This is a genomic window from Actinomyces stomatis (genome assembly GCF_031292835.1).
In the GTDB taxonomy this organism is placed as follows: Bacteria; Actinomycetota; Actinomycetes; order Actinomycetales; family Actinomycetaceae; genus Actinomyces; species Actinomyces stomatis.
This window is the reverse complement of the sequence record NZ_JASPEP010000018.1, coordinates 39,041-56,117: the sequence shown is the minus strand read 5'-3', so window position 1 is coordinate 56,117 and position 17,077 is coordinate 39,041. Positions and strand designations below refer to the sequence as shown.

Sequence of the window (17,077 nt, the reverse complement as noted above, 5' to 3'; positions counted from 1 at the left end):
CACCCGGAAGGCCCCATCGCCTTATTCCTCCGAGTCAGGCACTGTCGTCACAACCGGCGGAGTTGAGGGATCGGATCCCGAGTAGACGTTCAAGTCACGGAAATGGGGACGCAGAAGGTTCTCCGGGCTGAGAATCTCATCAAGAACAGATTCTTCGAGCAGCCCCATCTCCAGAACCACCTCTCGCACGCTGCGTCCTGAACGGGCACACTCTCGCCCCACCATGTCGCCATTGTGATGGCCGATTACCGGGTTGAGGTAGGTAACGATTCCGATCGAGTCCAGCACATTGCGACGGCACACCTCCTCATTGGCCTCGATCCCCACGATGCACAGCTCCCGCAGGGTCGACATCCCACGGGTGAGAAGATTGATGGACTCAAAGATGGCCTGGGCGATCACCGGTTCCATGACGTTGAGCTGGAGCTGTCCGGCCTCAGCGGCGAAGGTCAGCGCGACGTCATTTCCAATAACCTTGAAACAGACCTGGTTCACCACCTCCGGGATCACCGGATTGACCTTGGCCGGCATGATGGAGGAACCGGCCTGACGCTCAGGCAGCCTGATCTCCCCCAGCCCCGCACGGGGCCCGGAGGACAGCAGTCGCAGGTCGTTGCAGATCTTGGACAGCTTTACCGCCAAGCGCTTGATCGCCGCGTGCATCGAGACGTAGGCACCTGTGTCACTCGTGGCCTCCAGCAGGTCATGCGCCCCTCGAACATCCAGACCGGTGATCTCCCGCAGATGCCTGACGACAGTGCTCTGATAGTCCGGCGGGGTGTTGAGCCCGGTGCCGATCGCCGTGGCACCGAGGTTCACCTCCAGAAGCAGAGCGGCGTTGTTGTGAAGCCGGCTGACCTCTTCCTCCAGCAGGACGGCGAAGGCCTCGAACTCCTGCCCCAGGCTCATAGGAACAGCGTCCTGAAGCTGAGTACGCCCCATCTTCAGAACATTGACGAACTCCACTCCTTTGGCGCGCATGGACGCGATGAGTCGCTCGAGCTCCTCGATGAGCGAGCCGACAAGAGTGAACAGCCCCAAACGAAATCCAGTCGGGTAGGCATCGTTCGTCGACTGAGACTTGTTGACATGATCGTTGGGGTTGACGATGTCATAACGCCCCTTGGCATATCCCATGAACTCCAGCGCGAGGTTGGCGATCACCTCATTGGTGTTCATGTTGACACTGGTCCCGGCGCCTCCCTGGAACTGGTCGACCGGGAACTGATCAAGGCAGCGTTCAGCAACCAGCACCTGGTCGCATGCCCACACAATCGCACCAGCAACCTCCGGGTCAAGAGCCCCCAGATCACTATTCGCTAACGCCGAGGCCTTCTTCACCTGCACCATGCCACGAACAAAGGCCTCTTCATCACCGACCACCGATCCAGAGATCTGGAAGTTCTCCATCGCACGGAGCGTATGGATTCCCCAATAGGCTTCCAATGGAACCTCCCGTGCGCCAAGAAGATCCTCCTCTGTGCGGGTTGCCTTCGTCATCTTGAGCCTCCGAGTTGTCTAGCTAGGTGCCTGCTCGTGCACATCTATGCTGACATACGGCGCACACGCTCAGGTCATTGCAGATTCACATACTATGGCTTCCACAATGGTTACGCTATTGTAACCTGTGCAATCCACTCCGTCCGTGCGACACACCATCCTCAGTTATCCCCGTATTTTCAACACAAACTCGTGTCGGATCACACGCCGCGCCAATCGCGAACCTACTGTTCTCACGATATTCCAGTCGGTAGCATCCACAGCATGGATGAGTTGAGCGCTCCGGGAGTGTCTGCACTGCGACAGGCGCAGGACACAATTATTGAACACTCACTGGACCGCATCAGTTCGGCCCATGATTTCTACCGAACCCTGCCGGAAGGATCGCGCGACCAGATCGCAGCGGTGGCCCGCCTGGGTGTCACCATGTTCGTCGACTCGGCGGAGAACCCTTCGACCCCATTGGCCCCCTCCCAGATCTTCTCTGTGGCCCCTGCCGCCCTGACCGGCGTTATCACGCTGGAGCAGACCCTGGCTCTGGTGCGCACGGTCCTTGACGTGGTTGTTGACGAGGCTCCTCGCGCCGTGCCGGAGGAGGACCATGACACCGTCCGCATCCTCGTCCTGACCTTCGGGCGCGACGTTGGCTTTGCCGCGGCTGAGGTGTACGCCCGAGCAGCTGAGGCCCGAGGCGCCTGGGACGCCCGGTTGGAGTCCGTAGCGGTCGACGCGATGCTCCACGACGCCCCTGAGGACGCCGCGACCCGAGCCGGGACTGCCGGCTGGAACGGAACCGGACCGGTCGTGGCCATCGCCGCCAAGACCACGCTGGATGCGCTCGGCGTCTCCAGGTTGCGCCACGAGTGCCGCAACCTGGCCAGTGACTGCCTGGTATCAGTTCGAGGAGACTCCGTCCTCATCGTCCTGGGCGACAGCCCGGCCGCTCACAGTCCGACGTCCAAGCGCGCCTCCCGGGACGCCACTGCTGAGCAGCTGGTGGACCAGGCGGCCATGCAGGTGGCCGGTGGCCTGGGAGGGTCAGCCGTCGTCGGCCCCGTGGTCTCGGGAATCTCGCACGCGGGCCGCTCACTGCGCTCAGCCCTGGCGGGGCTGCGAGCCCTGCCCGGGTGGGCCGAGGCCCCCAACCCGGTTCATGCCGATGACCTCCTCCCCGAGCGGCTCCTGGCCGGAGATGAGCTCGCCGGCGAACAGATCCTCAATCTGGTACACGCGCCCCTCCACGAGATGGGCGACCCCTTCGAGAGCACTGTGGCCACCTACCTGGCCCTGGGCGGGAGCCTGGAAGCCACCGCGCGGAACCTGTTCGTGCACGCCAACACAGTGCGCTACCGCCTGGGCCGGGTCAGTGAACAGGTCGGCTGGGACGCTACGAACGCCCGTGACGGCCTCATGCTGCACATGGCGATCATCGTGGGCCGACTGGCTGTCAGCCGAGAGGCCTGACGCACCACGGACGTGGTGAGCATCCACGTACCCCTCCTAGACGACCGGACCGTCCGTCCCCTTCGGACTGGTCCGGTCGTGGCGCTATGACCACACGTCGGTCACGACCCGATCCCCGGTAGCGCTCCGATGCCGGAGCACCCCTTCTCATCTGGGACAATGGTCCAACCTGCGGCGCCACCGCCGGAGAACCACAACCATCATCGAGCCACAGCGCCGCACGGATCCGGATGCTCCGTCGCGGCGTCAGAAGGAGCCACCATGGCTGAGCAGAGCAACGACGACGTCCTGTCCGTCATCACCGAGATCGTCAGCGAGGAGTCCGGCGTCGCCGCCAAGGACATCACCCGGGACACCACCTTCGCCCAGGACCTCGACGTCGACTCCCTGGGTCTGCTGACCATCGCCACCCAGGTCGAGGAGCGCTTCGGTGTGGCTCTTGACGACTCCCTCATCCCGACTCTGCCCACCGTCGGAGCGCTGGTTGACCTGGTGACGTCCAAGAAGGCCTGACGACCTCATGAGCCCGGAAGCCGCCTGCCGCCCTGACGACGTCGTCGTCACCGGCCTGGGGACCGTCAACCCTCTGGGCGCTGACGTTGAGTCCACCTGGAGCGCCCTGCACAAGGGCACCTGCGCGGTTCGTACCCTGGAGCATGAGTGGGTTGAGCGCCATGATCTGCCTGTGCGGATCGGCGCTCCCCTGGCGGTCGATCCCGCCGAGGTGCTCCCGCCCCGCCAGATGCGCCGTCTTGACCGCGCCAGCCAGTGTGCGCTGCTGGCCGCCCGCCAGGCCTGGGAGCAGGCGGGAGCCCCACAGATCACCTCACAGCGTTTGGCAGTGTCCGTGTCGCCGGGAATGGGGCCGGTCCTGTCGGTCATGGAGGCGTGGGACACCCTGAGGGACAAGGGGCCCCGGCGTGTTCTGCCAACGGCGGTCCCCGCGCTCATGCCCAATGCGCCGGCGGCTGCTGTCGGGATCGAGCTGGGGGCGCACGGCGGTATCCACGCTCCGGTCTCAGCCTGCGCCTCGGGGGCTGAGGCCATCGCCTACGGTGCGGACCTCATCGCTCTGGGGCGGGCCGACGTCGTCGTGGCCGGGGGCACGGATGCAGCCCTCCATCCGATGACCGTAGCCGCCTTCGGCGCCATGAGGGCCCTGTCGACGCGCAACGCCGACCCGCAGGCCGCCTCACGCCCCTTCGCCCCGGACCGTGACGGCTTCGTCCTGGGTGAGGGCGCCGGAATCCTCGTCCTGGAGCGCGCCGCGCACGCCGTGGCCCGTGGAGCGCGAGTCATGGCTGTGCTGGCGGGTTCCGCGGTCACTGCCGACGCCTACGACGTCGCACGCCCCGAGCCATCGGGCGCGGAGCAGGAACGAGCCCTGCGGCTGGCTCTGGAGCGTGCGAGTCTTGCCCCCAGCGCCGTCGGGCACATCAACGCCCACGCCACCTCGACACCTGCCGGCGACGTCGTCGAGGCCGGTGTCCTGGCCAGGACGGTGCCGGGTGCGGCCGTCAGTGCCACGAAGTCCGCCACCGGTCACCTCCTGGGTGGGGCCGGGGGGCTGGAGGCGGTCCTGACCGTGATGGCGCTGCAGGAGCGTTGGGCCCCGCCCACGCTGCTTCCCGCCGGAGTGGACCCGGAGCTGGTCCGACTCGGGCTGGACGTCGTTGGGCCGCAGGGCCGGGACGTGCCCCGGATGACGGCGGCGGCCAGTACCTCCTTCGGCTTCGGGGGGCACAACGTCGCGCTGGTCTTCACTCGCCAGTAGTCGTCCTCGGGTGAATGGCGCCTCGAGGCATCGCCTGTGACCCACCACGCTGGACCCGGTCGATCTGGTCAGGCACAATAGCCGTGCATGCCGCGTACGTCATGACATGAGCCCGGTTGCGGGTCGAGACCGTTGGGGAAGGCGAATCTCGAAACCAACCAGGAGGCGATACTCATGATCGGTGCCTACACCCGCGGTGTACTTTTCGTGCATTCAGCACCTCGGGCGCTCTGCCCCCACATCGAGTGGGCCGCGGCCGAGGTGCTCGGTTCGCGTGTCCACCTGGACTGGACCGAGCAGCCTGCAGCTCGGGGCATGATGCGGGCCGAGACCAGCTGGGTGGGGCCGGCTGGGACAGGCGCCAGTCTTGCGTCAGCCCTGCGCGGCTGGGCGAACCTGCGCTACGAGGTGACTGAGGAGGCGAGCGTCGGCACCGACGGCGGCCGCTGGTCCCATACCCCTGATCTGGGCATCTTCCACGCCCAGACGGATGTCCACGGCAACGTCGTCGTTCCTGAGGACCGGATCCGTGCCGCGCTCGTCTACGCGGCTGATCCCGAGAGGATGCGCCGCGAGCTCGACCTGGCTCTGGGGCAGGCCTGGGACGATGAGCTCGAGCCCTTCCGCTACGCCGGAGCCGGTGCGCCCGTGCGTTGGCTGCATCGCGTCGGCTAGGAGGACGCCGAGCAGAGCTCACCGACATCGCCTCCTGAAAACCGGGTGGGGCAACAGGTTTTGCGACCTGCTGCCCCACCCGGTCTACATCCTGGGGGCGTCACAGTCCCTGCGCTCGCAGCTCCTTCATCGCCTTGGCCCGGTTCTTCCGGTCGAGGCGATCGAGGTAGAGATGGCCCTCCAGGTGGTCGCACTCGTGCTGGATGCAGCGGGCCATGAGCTCCTCCCCCTCGACGACGACCTCCTTACCGTCCAGGTCCACGCCCTCGGCGCGGGCGTACCAGGCCCGCTCCGTGGGGAACCACAGGCCCGGTACCGACAGGCAGCCCTCATCACCGTCCTGATACTCGTCCTTGGAGACCTCGACGATCTTGGGGTTGAGGATGTAGCCGATCTCGCCGTCGATGTTCCAGGAGAAGGCACGCAGACTGATCCCGATCTGATTGGCGGCCAATCCGGCCCGGCCGTCCTCGTCGACCGTCTCGAGCAGGTCCTCAACCAGGGCCTTGACGGAGTCGTCGATGTCAGTGATCCAGTCGCACTCGGTGCGCAGGACCGGGTCGCCAATGATGCGGATGTCGCGGTATGCCATGGCGGCATCCTCCCATGACCGAAGCGACGAGGTCATGTCCGGCCCGTAGTGGAGCAAAGCACGTGCTACGCATAACTAGAACGTGTTCGCCGATGCAGTCTCCCCAGAGACAGCACTGGTCGGCTCCCTACCTACTGCCCGGCCATCCTCAGTACTGAGCATGCAGATTGTTGCCTGCATGAGCAGGCATGCATAACAAAACGGGGAGCCTCACACCTGGTGGCGGGAGGCCCCCCAGGGCCATGAGCTCAGTAGATGGGGCCGAGCTGAACCACCGGCGACTCCTCGGAGCCGGAAGCGGTGCATTCGGCGTTGAAGTCCGCTTTGTCTACGGAGACCCGCATCTTGATGTACCAGGAGTCTTCAGCAAGCTTGTACTCCTGGGCGTACACGTCCGCGATCCAGTGAGCCTTGACCTTGGCTGAAGGAAACTGCTTCTGAAGGGAAGACTCCCACTCGTTGCCACACACTTGGGCGGCTGACACCCCGTCCAGCCCCTGCGTGGTCTGGGGCTTGGTGGCCGCAGCGGACGCGGCAGCGTCAGCACTGTCGTGGTGAACGGTGAGCGTCACAGCCGCATTGGCGGCAATGCTCGCACCGGCTGACGGTGTCTGCCCAGTCACTGACCAGTTGGACCACTTGATGACCGTCTCCTCACCGGCCTCGTCCTTGAATGATGGGATGGGCGTGATTCCAGCCGCCTTTAACACCTCAGCAACCTTGTCACCAGTCATGCCGGCCAGATCTGGCATCGTGAGCGAGGCCGAAGTAGTGCTAGCCGCCTGAGCCGCCGTTGTCGCAGTACTCTGCGGGATCGGCTCGTTCATCGGATGGCTCGGCTCCAGGAAGAGCGCCGCCAAGACAGAAGAACAAGCAGCAAAGGCTCTTGAGTCGGCAGAACGACGAACAAAGGCGCTGGAAGATCTCGTTTTGCAAAGTAGAGATGCCGCACAGCGGGCAGAACGGGCGATGAACACCGCACAGAATCATGCAGAATCTGCGTCGCGGTCAGCTGAGGCAGTAGAAACCATCGCATCCACCCTCAAGCCACCACAACTCACTGTGGAGTGGCCATCTCATAACAACTTCGCACTGCGCAACACAACGGACACCCCATCACCGTGACCGCAGTGGCAGAGACTGAAAGCTATATTCGTCAACCATTAGTTCTTCCCGCAGAAATCGTCCCCAAGAGCTCCGTCCGAGGAACAGCAGTTGACGCCTGGGGTCGCAGATTCCCAAACGAGCTCAAGCTGATCGTCGAAGGAACCGCTTCTCCGGTTGTCGTACCAGCCACAGGACGACCGCAGACGTCTTAATCGTTGACGTTGCAACGCTCAACAACATCAGCAGTGACGTTCTCAGCAGAGCAGGTGAGGGGCACCGCATCCAGTCCGCCCCTACCTGTCCTGTAAGCCGTCACGTTGCCCGAAGCGCTGGGTTGACGCAGACCACTCCCAGAACGCCTCGGAGCCCCAGCCGGTGGGGCTGGGGCTCCGAGCGATGGGCTCCTGCGGCTGGACTCGAACCAGCAACCGTCCGATTAACAGTCGGATGCTCTGCCATTGAGCTACGCAGGAATGCGTGTGACGCGCAGTGAACTTTAGCAACATCCCGCGGCGACGTCGAATCCGGCGAATCATAGAAAACGCCGCCATTCCAAGGACATCCTACCGTGTGGGCAGGCCCACACCCTCTCGGACTCGGTTTTCCAGCTCCTGAAGCGCCTGGCGATCCTCCACCTCGATGATCTGTGAGATCAGCGGCCGGGTGACGGAGTACAGCTCACCGTCCCCGCCGCGGCGCACACTTGCCGTGGCAGTGGCGCCGCTGGGAAGCGTTGTCACTGCGCTGTGGACGATGGCGGCCTCCACCCGCTGGCGCAGGGCCTTGGCGAAGGGGGCCACGTCTGCGGAGGCGTAGGCATCGCCGTTGCGGACTCCTGCCGGAACCTTCAGAACGAGGTCCTTGCGATCCTGCTGCAACCACCGCAGGGTGAAGACACGCTCCTGCCCGTCCCAGCTCCCCTGCTCCACCTCGTCCCAGGCGTGGATCGTGGGCCTGCTGCGCCCGTTGAAGACCACGAGGGAGCCCGCCGTGGCCACCGCCCACGCCGAGCCATCCGCCTCCAGAGGAACGGCTCCCAGGGCGGGCTCGCGCAGCTGCTCACGCATCTCCAGCGGAAGTGCGGCGGTGGAGCGGGTGGATGAGCCTTGACGACGTCGCAGGATCGGCATGACCGTCAGGCTACCCGCACCTACTCACCTGCTGGGCCACCGGCCGGCCTCAGCTTCCCTGCCTGATCTGCATGCGGCGCTGCTCGAGGGCGGCGATCTGGGAGAACAACTCGCGGTAGCCCTCCTCCTGCGGCGACATCCGCCGGTGGCGTGAGCGCATCTCGACAAGCCGGCGGTTGATGCCCATGACGGCGAGGGAACCGAGCACACCCTTGGCATAGCGCTCCAGTCCGGAGGTGTCCACCTCGGTGCCGCGCCCCCGGATCGTGGGAAGTGGCAGGGGTGCCACGGCGAGCTCGGTGATGGCGGCCTCGACCAGGCCGATGGCGCCGTCACGAACCTGCTGGAGCCAACGCAGCGTGGCGCGGCGCTGCGCCTCCTGCTCCCCCATGCCTGCGGCCACCGCCTGCTGGACCAACCCCGGAACCTCCGCAGTGCCTCCGGCGGCGGCGACGGCCTCGTAAACGGCCCGGTGGGTGAGCTGGCCGAAGGAGTCGGCCCCCAGGTCGTCAGCACCGGCTTGGTGGGCCGCCACCGGGAACTGGATGATGACCGCCAGGGCCTCGCGCTCGAGCTGCTCGACGGGATCGGTCACCGGCGGCAGCCCCCGCACGGGGACGGCGGCATCGGGGCCGGCGGTCTCATCGGCGGGCCACTGGCCGCCCCGTGCCGCAGTGGGCTGCCCCCCTCGTCTCCCGGCGGCCTGCACCGCAGCATGGACCTCGGCATCGGGCAGACCCAGCCATCCGGCGAGCCGTCGGGTGTACTCGCGCTTGAGCGCCCGGTCCCGGATGCCGGCCACCACCGGTGCCGCCGAGCGCAGCCCCCGGACCCGCCCTTCGGAGGTGTCCAGGTCCAGGTGGGACAGGGAGGTGCGGATGACGAACTCGAACAGCGGCACCCGCCGGGACAGCAGGCGCGGGATGCCCGAATCTCCTTCCTTCATGCGCAGGTCGCAGGGGTCCAGGCCTCCGGGGTCAACGGCCACGAAGGTCTGGGTGGCGAAGCGCTGGTCCTCGGCGTAGGCGCGCAGCGCGGCCTTCTGTCCGGCTGCGTCTCCGTCAAAGGTGAAGATGACCTCACCGCCTCGGGCCTCACGCCCCTGACCGGTGACGACGCCCGCGGCGGGATCGTCGACATCCCCCAGGAGACGGCGCACCACCCGCACGTGGTCCGCACCGAAGGCGGTCCCGCACGTGGCCACGGCCGTCGTCACCCCGGACAGGTGGGCGGCCATGACGTCGGTGTAGCCCTCGACGACGACGATCCGGTGGGAGCGGGCGACCTCCCGCTTGGCCAGGTCCAGCCCGTAGAGGACCTGGCTCTTGTGGAAGACGGGGGTCTCCGGGGTGTTGAGGTACTTGGGGCCCTGGTCCTCCTCGGAGAGCTTGCGCGCCCCGAAGCCGACGGTGGCTCCGGTGACGTCCCGGATGGGCCAGATGAGGCGGCCTCGGAACCGGTCGTAGACGCGGCGCCCGTCCTGCCCGCCTCGGCTGCACAGGCCGGAGTCGACCAGCTCGGCCTCGGTGTAGCCGGCGCTGCGCAGGTATCGGGCGAGGTTGTCCCATCCTGCCGGCGCGTAGCCGACGCCGAAGTGCGCGGCGGCATGGCGGTCGAAGCCCCGGGACGTGAGGAAGTCCCGCCCCGGTTGGGCCTCCGGGGTGGCGAGCTGCTCGCGGAACCAGGCCTCGGCCAGACGGTTGGCGTCCATGAGGCGCTGACGGGTACCCGGCTCCACCCCGCGCCGCACCGCGCCGCCCTCCTCGTAGCGCAGCTGGACCCCGGTGCGGTCGGCGAGGTACTCGACCGCCTCGGCGAAACCGAGGTGGTTGATCTTCTCGATGAAGGTGATGACATCACCGCCCTCGCCGCAGCCGAAGCAGTGCCAGTAGCCGAGCTGGGGACGCACGTGGAAGGAGGGGGTGCGTTCGTCGTGGAAGGGGCACAGCCCCTTGAGCGAGCCGACTCCGGCGCTCTTGAGGGTCACGTGCTCACCGACGACGTCCTCAAGCCTGGCGCGCTCACGCACCGCCTCGATGTCCTCACGCCTGATCAGTCCCGCCACAGGGCCATCGTAGGCGAGGGCTCCGACATCCTGCGCCAGGGTTTGCTGAGCGCCGGCTAGACCTCGGAGAACATGCCGCACAGCCGGGCATGCCAGGCCCGCGCGGAGGTATCCGTCAAGGAGGCGATCTGGTCGACGACCACCCGCAGGCGCTCATCATCGTTCTCGGCCCGGTTCCAGACGTCGAACAGAATCGGGTCGATGCCCTTCCCACCGCCGGTCATGAGGGCATCGGCGAGGTCGAAGATGAGGGTGCGCTGACGCAGGTAGACCGGTTCATGCTCCCGGGGCTCCATGACGTAGCGCACGGCGATGCCCTTGAGGAGGAGGATCTCCGCAGTCGTCTCCTCGGGGATGACGAGCTCGGCCTCGTAGCGGGTCAGGGGCCCGTTGCCGTAGGTCTGACGTGTGGCGGTGGCGACCGCTGAGACGAAGCGCCCGATGATCTCACTGGTGAGGTTCTTCAGGTGTGCTGCGTCGGCCACTGAGCCGTTGTAGGAGCGGATCCAGTACGGCTGGCCGGACAGTCTCTCGAAAGCCGCCCCGAGAGCGTCGGCACTCAGGTCGGTTCCGTACCAGGCCCTCGTGGCCTCGAGCAGCTCATCGACCTCATGCGGGTCGGTCAGGCAGGCCGGGTCCATGCGTCCCAGGGCGATGGCGTCCTCGACATCATGGACGGAGTAGCCGACGTCGTCGGACAGGTCCATGATCTGCGCCTCGATGCAGCGTCGGCCCTCCGGAGCTCTCTGACGCATCCAGGTGAAGATCCCAGCGTCGTCGTCATAGGCGGAGTACTTGCGCAGGCTGCGTCCGCTCGGGCCGCCCGGTCCCCTGCCCTTGAGCCAGGGGTACTTCGCGACGGCGTCGAGGCTGGCCCGCGTGAGATTAACGCCGACCGGTCGCCCGGTCTCATCAAGGGTCTTGGGCTCCAGCCTGGTGAGGATCCGGAAGGTCTGGGCATTGCCCTCGAAGCCTCCGATCTGGCGGGCCACGACGTCGAGTGCCTTCTCGCCGTTATGCCCGTACGGAGGATGGCCCAGGTCGTGGGACAGACAGGCGGTATCGACGACATCGGGGTCGCATCCCAGCGCCTGCCCCAGGGCGCGCCCCACCTGGGCCACTTCCAGGGAGTGGGTGAGCCGAGTACGCACGAAATCGTCGGCCGCGGGCCCCAGAACCTGGGTCTTGGCCCCCAGGCGCCGCAACGCCGAGGAGTGCAGGACTCGGGCCCGGTCGCGTTCAAAAGGGGTGCGTTGGGGATTCTTCGCCTGCTCGTGAACAAAGCGCTCCACGTCCTGCACCTGGTACCCGGACAGGCCAAGGGCGTCGTGCCCGTCGATACGCACAGGCTCGGATCCAGATTTCTGCGCTGACATAGTCACAAGGTAGCGCAGAAGCGGGTTACCATGGTCGTCACCATTCCGACACCTCCAACACCGTCACTGGGGAGCGCCGGTACCCGATCCCTCCAACATGTGGTCACCACGCACCCTCCTCATATCGATGAATCACCTCTTGGGCGTCAAGCCCCTGGGCACGCGCCCGGCGGAAGGGAGACACTTGCCGTGACCACCACCACGACCCTCGTTCACCGGCCCTACGACGGTCCGGAAGAGTGGTGGCGCCACGCGCTGGTCTACGAGATCCCCTCGCCGGCCCTGGGAGCGGCCGACCTGGAACGCACCGCCCCCATCATTGAGCACGCCCTCTACCTGGGCATGGATGCGGTGCTCATCCGTCCGAGCCTGCTCGACGTCGACACCGAGATGGACTCGATCCGCCGGTTCATCGACAAGGCCGGTCAGCTGGGGCTGCGCACCATCGTGCGCATCTCCGGCGCGCTCGGTCCGATCACGGGCCCCTACGCCAAGCAGACCACCGGCTTCGTCACCGGCCTCGAAGGAACCGCCGACGACCTGCTACGCCGCTCGGAGGCCTACCTGCAGGCCGGTGCGGCCGGGATCGACCTGGGCACCATCGTGCCCCCTCAGATCGCCAACGAGATCCGGTTGGATCGGCTCAGCGCCTACTGCGCCATGCTGCACGGCCAGCTGGCCGAGTACGTCGATGAGGGCATCATCGGCGCCGACGTGACCGCCGACTACCCGGAGTCGCTCCGCCATCACCTCCAGGACGACTGGGTGCACCACCTGCGCGACGACTGTCTGACGCTGACACGGTGGAACGCCGAGTCGCTCACGTCCCACCTGACCCGGTCGCTCGATGAGCACGACCGATTCGGCGCTCCCCCCACCTGGCGCTTCCTGCCTCCCCACATTCTCTCCGAGCACCTGGATCCGGGTGACGGACAGCGCTGGTACTCCGTTGACCACGAGGAACGGCTGCGTCGGGGGCTGGCGCTGCAGGCCATGATGCTGGCTCTTCCCGGCTCGCTCTATCTGCGTCAGGGCGACGAGATCGCCCTGTCCGACTCCGACAAGCCGACAGCTCCCCTGGAGCTGGCCGACATGGTGGCTGAGCACACGCAGGTGCAGTCCTCCGAGTTCGGCTCTCCGGCCGCGACCGTGCGGCACGCGGCGCATGTGCGTCTCGAGTACAACCTGGCCTGCGCGCCCCTGGCCTTCGTCACCGGCCTGGAGTGGTGTCCGCCCCAGGCCCTCGCCTTCCTGGTGCGAGGAGTCCTGGTCGTGGTCAACACCTCCGACTCCCCTGTCACTCTGCCGGCTGAGGCCAAGGTTCTTCTGTCCTCCCAGCCCCTGCGTCAGGAGGAGGGGCGCCCACTCGTGCCTCCGACAACGACGACGTGGCTGGAGGCCACGACCGTCGCTTAGTCGTCTGTCCTCTGCGGAGGATCGAGCGGAGGCGGGTCTTCGCCCACGTCCCCTTCCGACGCGGTCGACCCGTGGGAATGGTTCGCGGGTGGAGCCAGATGCCGTGAGTCTGGTCGGGATGTCAGTTCATGATTCACGAAAACACCGCCTGATCTGCGATGATTGCAGATAGAGGGCCGGACGACGAACCACTGTCGGTTCACGTGAAGCGGCCCCGAGACCTTCACCGATCCTCATAGGATTCATTCATGCCACAGAGACTCACTCTCACTGACATCGCCGACCAGGCAGGTGTCTCCACCGCGACTGTCTCGCGTGTACTCAATGGAAAGTCCAACGTGGCGGACTCGACCCGTCGGCAGGTGCTCGCTGCGCTCGACATCCTGGGCTATGAGCGGCCCGAGTCGGTGCACCAGACCTCCCGCGGTCTCATGGGGCTGATCGTGCCCGAGCTGAGTAATCCGATCTTTCCTCTGTTCGCCCAGCAGATCGAGCAGCTCCTGGCCCCCTCCGGGCACACTCCCCTGCTGTGCACCCAGACCCCCGGTGGTATCAGCGAGGACGAGTACATCGAGATGCTCGTGGACCGCGGTGTCGCCGGCATCATCTTCGTCTCCGGGCGTCACGCGGACACCACTGGCGACGTCACCCGCTACCAGCGTCTGCGTGAGCGCGGCGTGCCACTGGTGACGGTCAACGGCAACGCACCGACCATCAAGGCCCCGGGCTTCGCTACCGATGACCGCAGGGCGACCCGGATGGCGGTGGATCACCTCATCGCCTTGGGTCACCAGCGCATCGGGCTGGCCATGGGACCGATGCGCATGGTGCCGGCTCAGCGCAAGCGCTCCGGCTATGAGGACGCCATGAGCGAGGGCCTGCCCGAGGAGCCGCTGCGGATCGTGGAGACGCTCTACACATACGAGGGCGGTGTCAGCGCGGCACTTCACCTGCTGGAGCAGGGCTGCACCGGCATCGTCTGCTCCTCGGACGTCATGGCCCTGGGAGTGGTCCACGGAGTGCGTCAGACAGGCAGGTCAGTGCCTCACGACGTCTCCGTCATCGGCTACGACGACTCGCCACTCATCCCCATGACCGACCCACCGTTGACCACGGTGCGCCAGCCCGTGAATGCCATCTGCCGTGCGGCCGTCTCCACACTGCTCGCACAGCTCAATGGAGAGCGGCCGGCCGACACCGAGATGCTCTTCGCCCCCGATCTCATCGTGCGTGACTCGACCGCCGCAGCACCCATCGACTGAGCTGCCCGCGGCGGTGTCCTCGCACGTACCCTCCGTTCAGCGCGACCACGTCCGAGCCAGCCGGGAGCCCATGTCTGCCAGCTGTGACTCCAGCCATTGAGAGTCGGCGGCATCCCAGGGCTCGACGGCGTGGGGTTTCTGCAGCCCGTAGGCGTTGGTGACGCCGGCAGCGGCCAGCTCACCGCGAGTCACGGCGCAGCGCCCGGACACCAGGATGCACGGCAGCGCCTGAGAGGCGGCCTGCTGTCCGACGACACCCACGACGCCGTCGGCCAGGACATCGTAGAGCTCTCCCGACGCGGCGACCACCAGATCCTGACCGCGGACGGCATCACCCAGACCGATGATCTCCGCCATGACACGCGCCCCGGGCCGCGCCCATGCTCCCAGGGCCCGCAGCACCAGGGCGCTGCCCCCGGCCGCCCCGGTTCCCCAGGTCGACACACTCAGGCGAACGCTCCCGGCGGAGCCCGCCGCATGCTTAGAGGCGGACAGCCCGACATCGTCGAGTGCACTGACAACAGGCAGGGACCTGCGTGCTCCGGAGGCACCGGGATCGAACTCCTGGGCCTCGCTGACGCCTTCCATCGCCCAGGCGCAGGCGCGACGGTCCAGCTCCTGGGCCCGCTCAGGGCTGATGGAGGTGACACTCGCAAGCGCCGCCCCGGCACCGTTCATGCCTCCCAGGGCGATGTCGTCGGCCAGAACGAGTCCGAGGCTTCGGTGCGACAACAGATCCTTGGCCGCGCTGACGCCGCCGAGCGCATCCATTGCTCCGAGGCCCCCATCATGAACGGCGGAGCGCGACATCCCGACCAGGAGCGTGTCAGAGGGGCCGGTACGGCTCAGGGCCGCGCCGATGACTCGTCCCAGGCCGTAGGTGCTTCCCTCCAGCGCCTCCTGGGCCGCTTCATCGTGATCAGCCGGCAGTGCCAGGAGCCGTCCGGCATCCAGGAACCAGGTGCGTGCCTCAGTGCGGTGCCGGTTCCCAGATCGTGACGGGCTGGGAACCAGACGTACCAGGTCGACCTCCCTGATCTGTCCGAGCGGCCCCTGCCCCTGAATGACCTCCCGGGAGGCGACCCGCTCAGGGGCGATCACCTGGGCCGAGCCCGCTCCGCCGTCCGCCATGGGCATCAGGGTCAGGGAGTCATGGGGACGCACCGACCGCCAGCCGCGTGCCAGGCAGGAGGCGACGAGCCCCGGGGCAAGACCGTGTTCCGAGCCCGCCAGAGGCACTCCAGCAGGCTCGGGCCACATCCCACCTGGCGCAAGGAGGACCTTCACTGGCTCATTCCCCGGTAGTGGTCTCGGTGAGCACTGGCCATCATGAGCCCATGGCGTCACCGAGACGGGCCAGGAGGAGAGCCTCTGCGACCACGATGCGCTCGAGCTCGCCCAAGTGCATGGACTCGTTCTCGCTGTGAGCCCGGGTGTCGGGGTCCTCGATCCCGGTGACGAGCACCTGGGCGTCGGGGAAGGTCTCCTTGAGGGTGGCGATGAAGGGGATGGAGCCGCCCTGTCCGATGTTGACGGCCTCGGTGTCCCAGGCGGTGGACAGGGCCCAGTGGGCGGCCTCGGAGGCCGGGGTGACCTCGGAGCCGTCGAAGGCGGGCCCGGCTTCACGACCGGTGACGGTCAGACGGCCCCCAAAGGGCACGTGCTCCTCCAGGTGGGCGACCAGGGCCTCCTGGGCCGCGGCCGGGTCCTGCCCAGGAGCGATGCGCAACGAGAGACGGGCCGTGCACGAGGGGGTCAGCACGTTGCCGGCCAGGTCCAAGGGCGTGACGTCCATGCCGATGAGCGTCAGCGAGGGCTTGGTCCACAGCCGGGCGGTGAGGTCGCCGGTGCCGGAGAGCTCGACGCCGTCAAGGACTCCCGCGTCAGCACGGAAGTCGGCCTCCGGGTAGTCGGGGAAGTCAGCGTCGGCCTGGGACTGGCTGACCAGCCCGGCCACGGCGACGTCACCGGCGCCGTCGTGGCAGGAGGCGACCAGACGGCACATGGCGGTGGCCGCGTCCAGCACGGGGCCGCCGTACATACCGGAGTGAAGCGCGTGGTCGAGCATGTCGAGGCGGACGTCGACCTGGACGACGCCGCGCAGCGAGGTGGTCAGGGACGGGATGTCGACCTTCCAGTTGGAGGAGTCGGCCACGACGATGACATCGGAGGCCAGCCGGTCGCGGTGAGTGGTCAGGAAGTTCTCGAAGGAGGGGCTGCCGACCTCCTCCTCCCCCTCGATGAAGACCGTCACGGAGCAGGGCAGCTCGCCCTCGGCCAAGGACGCCAGGATGCGCAGGGCGTGGGCGTGAGTGATGACGCCGGCCTTGTCGTCAGCGGTTCCGCGTCCGAACAGCCGCTCACCGCGCCGCTCGGCGGTGAAGGGGTCGGCCTGGTCCCAGCCGGTCGGGTCGCCAACCGGCTGGACGTCGTGGTGGGAGTAGAGCAGGACGTGCGGGCTGCCCTGGGGGCCCTCCTTGTGGGCCAGGACGGCGGGCCTGCCGGGGGTACCGTCAGGGGCGGGAACCGAGAGGATCTCGGCGTCCAGGCCGCTGTCACGCAGGAGCGCAGCCACGGCCTCGGCGGAGCGCTGGACCTGGGACTGATCATGGCTGGAGGCGGAGACCGAGGGGATCGCGACCAGGTCCGTCAGGTCGGAGACAATGGTGGGCATGGAGGTGTGCACGGCAGTGCGCACGGCATCAACGGTGATCAT

14 protein-coding genes and 1 tRNA gene are annotated in these 17,077 nt (G+C 66.9%); 6 read left to right on the top strand and 9 right to left on the bottom strand.

Features of this window, described 5'->3' with window-relative positions; translation table 11 throughout:
- Nucleotides 1-21: 21 nt before the first annotated feature.
- The gene (aspA, locus tag RIV12_RS09780; RefSeq protein WP_309323497.1) at nt 22-1,500 is read right to left on the bottom strand and encodes an aspartate ammonia-lyase; all 1,479 of its coding nucleotides are present in this window, start codon (nt 1,498-1,500) and stop codon (nt 22-24) included.
- A 264-nt stretch (nt 1,501-1,764) separates the two neighbouring features.
- On the opposite strand from aspA, the gene RIV12_RS09775 reads away from it, so the two are divergent.
- From RIV12_RS09775 to RIV12_RS09760, 4 genes are all read left to right on the top strand, one after another.
- A complete protein-coding gene (locus RIV12_RS09775) occupies nt 1,765-2,964 on the top strand; it encodes a PucR family transcriptional regulator (protein WP_178388869.1) in 1,200 nt (399 codons plus the stop codon).
- A 261-nt stretch (nt 2,965-3,225) separates the two neighbouring features.
- Nucleotides 3,226-3,477, top strand: coding sequence for an acyl carrier protein (locus RIV12_RS09770; protein WP_075418784.1), 252 nt, complete (start codon nt 3,226-3,228; stop codon nt 3,475-3,477).
- 7 nt (nt 3,478-3,484) lie between these two features.
- A complete protein-coding gene (locus tag RIV12_RS09765) occupies nt 3,485-4,738 on the top strand; it encodes a beta-ketoacyl-[acyl-carrier-protein] synthase family protein (protein WP_309323493.1) in 1,254 nt (417 codons plus the stop codon).
- A 174-nt stretch (nt 4,739-4,912) separates the two neighbouring features.
- Nucleotides 4,913-5,413: a DUF3145 domain-containing protein gene (locus tag RIV12_RS09760; protein WP_003783893.1), complete on the top strand. Its 501-nt coding sequence runs from the start codon at nt 4,913-4,915 to the stop codon at nt 5,411-5,413.
- A gap of 100 nt (nt 5,414-5,513) precedes the next feature.
- On the opposite strand, the gene def is transcribed toward RIV12_RS09760, so the two are convergent.
- From def to RIV12_RS09730, 6 genes are all read right to left on the bottom strand, one after another.
- Nucleotides 5,514-6,005 (bottom strand): peptide deformylase, encoded by a 492-nt coding sequence (gene def, locus RIV12_RS09755; protein WP_309323491.1) that lies wholly within the window; start codon nt 6,003-6,005, stop codon nt 5,514-5,516.
- A gap of 248 nt (nt 6,006-6,253) precedes the next feature.
- Nucleotides 6,254-6,865 carry a PASTA domain-containing protein gene (locus tag RIV12_RS09750; RefSeq protein WP_309323489.1) on the bottom strand — a complete coding sequence of 204 codons (612 nt, stop codon included), beginning with the start codon at nt 6,863-6,865 and terminating at the stop codon, nt 6,254-6,256.
- Between the two features lie 648 nt (nt 6,866-7,513).
- Nucleotides 7,514-7,585 (bottom strand) — tRNA-Asn (locus RIV12_RS09745).
- Between the two features lie 90 nt (nt 7,586-7,675).
- Nucleotides 7,676-8,242 (bottom strand): hypothetical protein, encoded by a 567-nt coding sequence (locus RIV12_RS09740; protein WP_309323487.1) that lies wholly within the window; start codon nt 8,240-8,242, stop codon nt 7,676-7,678.
- 49 nt (nt 8,243-8,291) lie between these two features.
- Nucleotides 8,292-10,307, bottom strand: coding sequence for a DNA primase (gene dnaG, locus RIV12_RS09735; RefSeq protein ID WP_309323485.1), 2,016 nt, complete (start codon nt 10,305-10,307; stop codon nt 8,292-8,294).
- Nucleotides 10,308-10,363: 56 nt separating this feature from the next.
- A complete protein-coding gene (locus RIV12_RS09730; protein WP_309323483.1) occupies nt 10,364-11,683 on the bottom strand; it encodes a deoxyguanosinetriphosphate triphosphohydrolase in 1,320 nt (439 codons plus the stop codon).
- A 189-nt stretch (nt 11,684-11,872) separates the two neighbouring features.
- Here RIV12_RS09730 and RIV12_RS09725 point away from each other — a divergent pair, with 189 nt between their 5' ends.
- Together RIV12_RS09725 and RIV12_RS09720 are read left to right on the top strand one after the other, a co-directional pair.
- Nucleotides 11,873-13,099, top strand: coding sequence for a glycosidase (locus RIV12_RS09725; protein ID WP_309323481.1), 1,227 nt, complete (start codon nt 11,873-11,875; stop codon nt 13,097-13,099).
- A 248-nt stretch (nt 13,100-13,347) separates the two neighbouring features.
- Complete coding sequence (locus RIV12_RS09720) at nt 13,348-14,361, top strand: LacI family DNA-binding transcriptional regulator (protein ID WP_309323479.1); 1,014 nt, start codon at nt 13,348-13,350, stop codon at nt 14,359-14,361.
- Nucleotides 14,362-14,397: 36 nt separating this feature from the next.
- Here RIV12_RS09720 and RIV12_RS09715 read toward each other — a convergent pair whose 3' ends face one another.
- Together RIV12_RS09715 and RIV12_RS09710 are read right to left on the bottom strand one after the other, a co-directional pair.
- Nucleotides 14,398-15,648, bottom strand: coding sequence for a glycerate kinase (locus RIV12_RS09715; RefSeq protein ID WP_309323477.1), 1,251 nt, complete (start codon nt 15,646-15,648; stop codon nt 14,398-14,400).
- Between the two features lie 40 nt (nt 15,649-15,688).
- A complete protein-coding gene (locus tag RIV12_RS09710; RefSeq protein WP_309323475.1) occupies nt 15,689-17,077 on the bottom strand; it encodes a dipeptidase in 1,389 nt (462 codons plus the stop codon).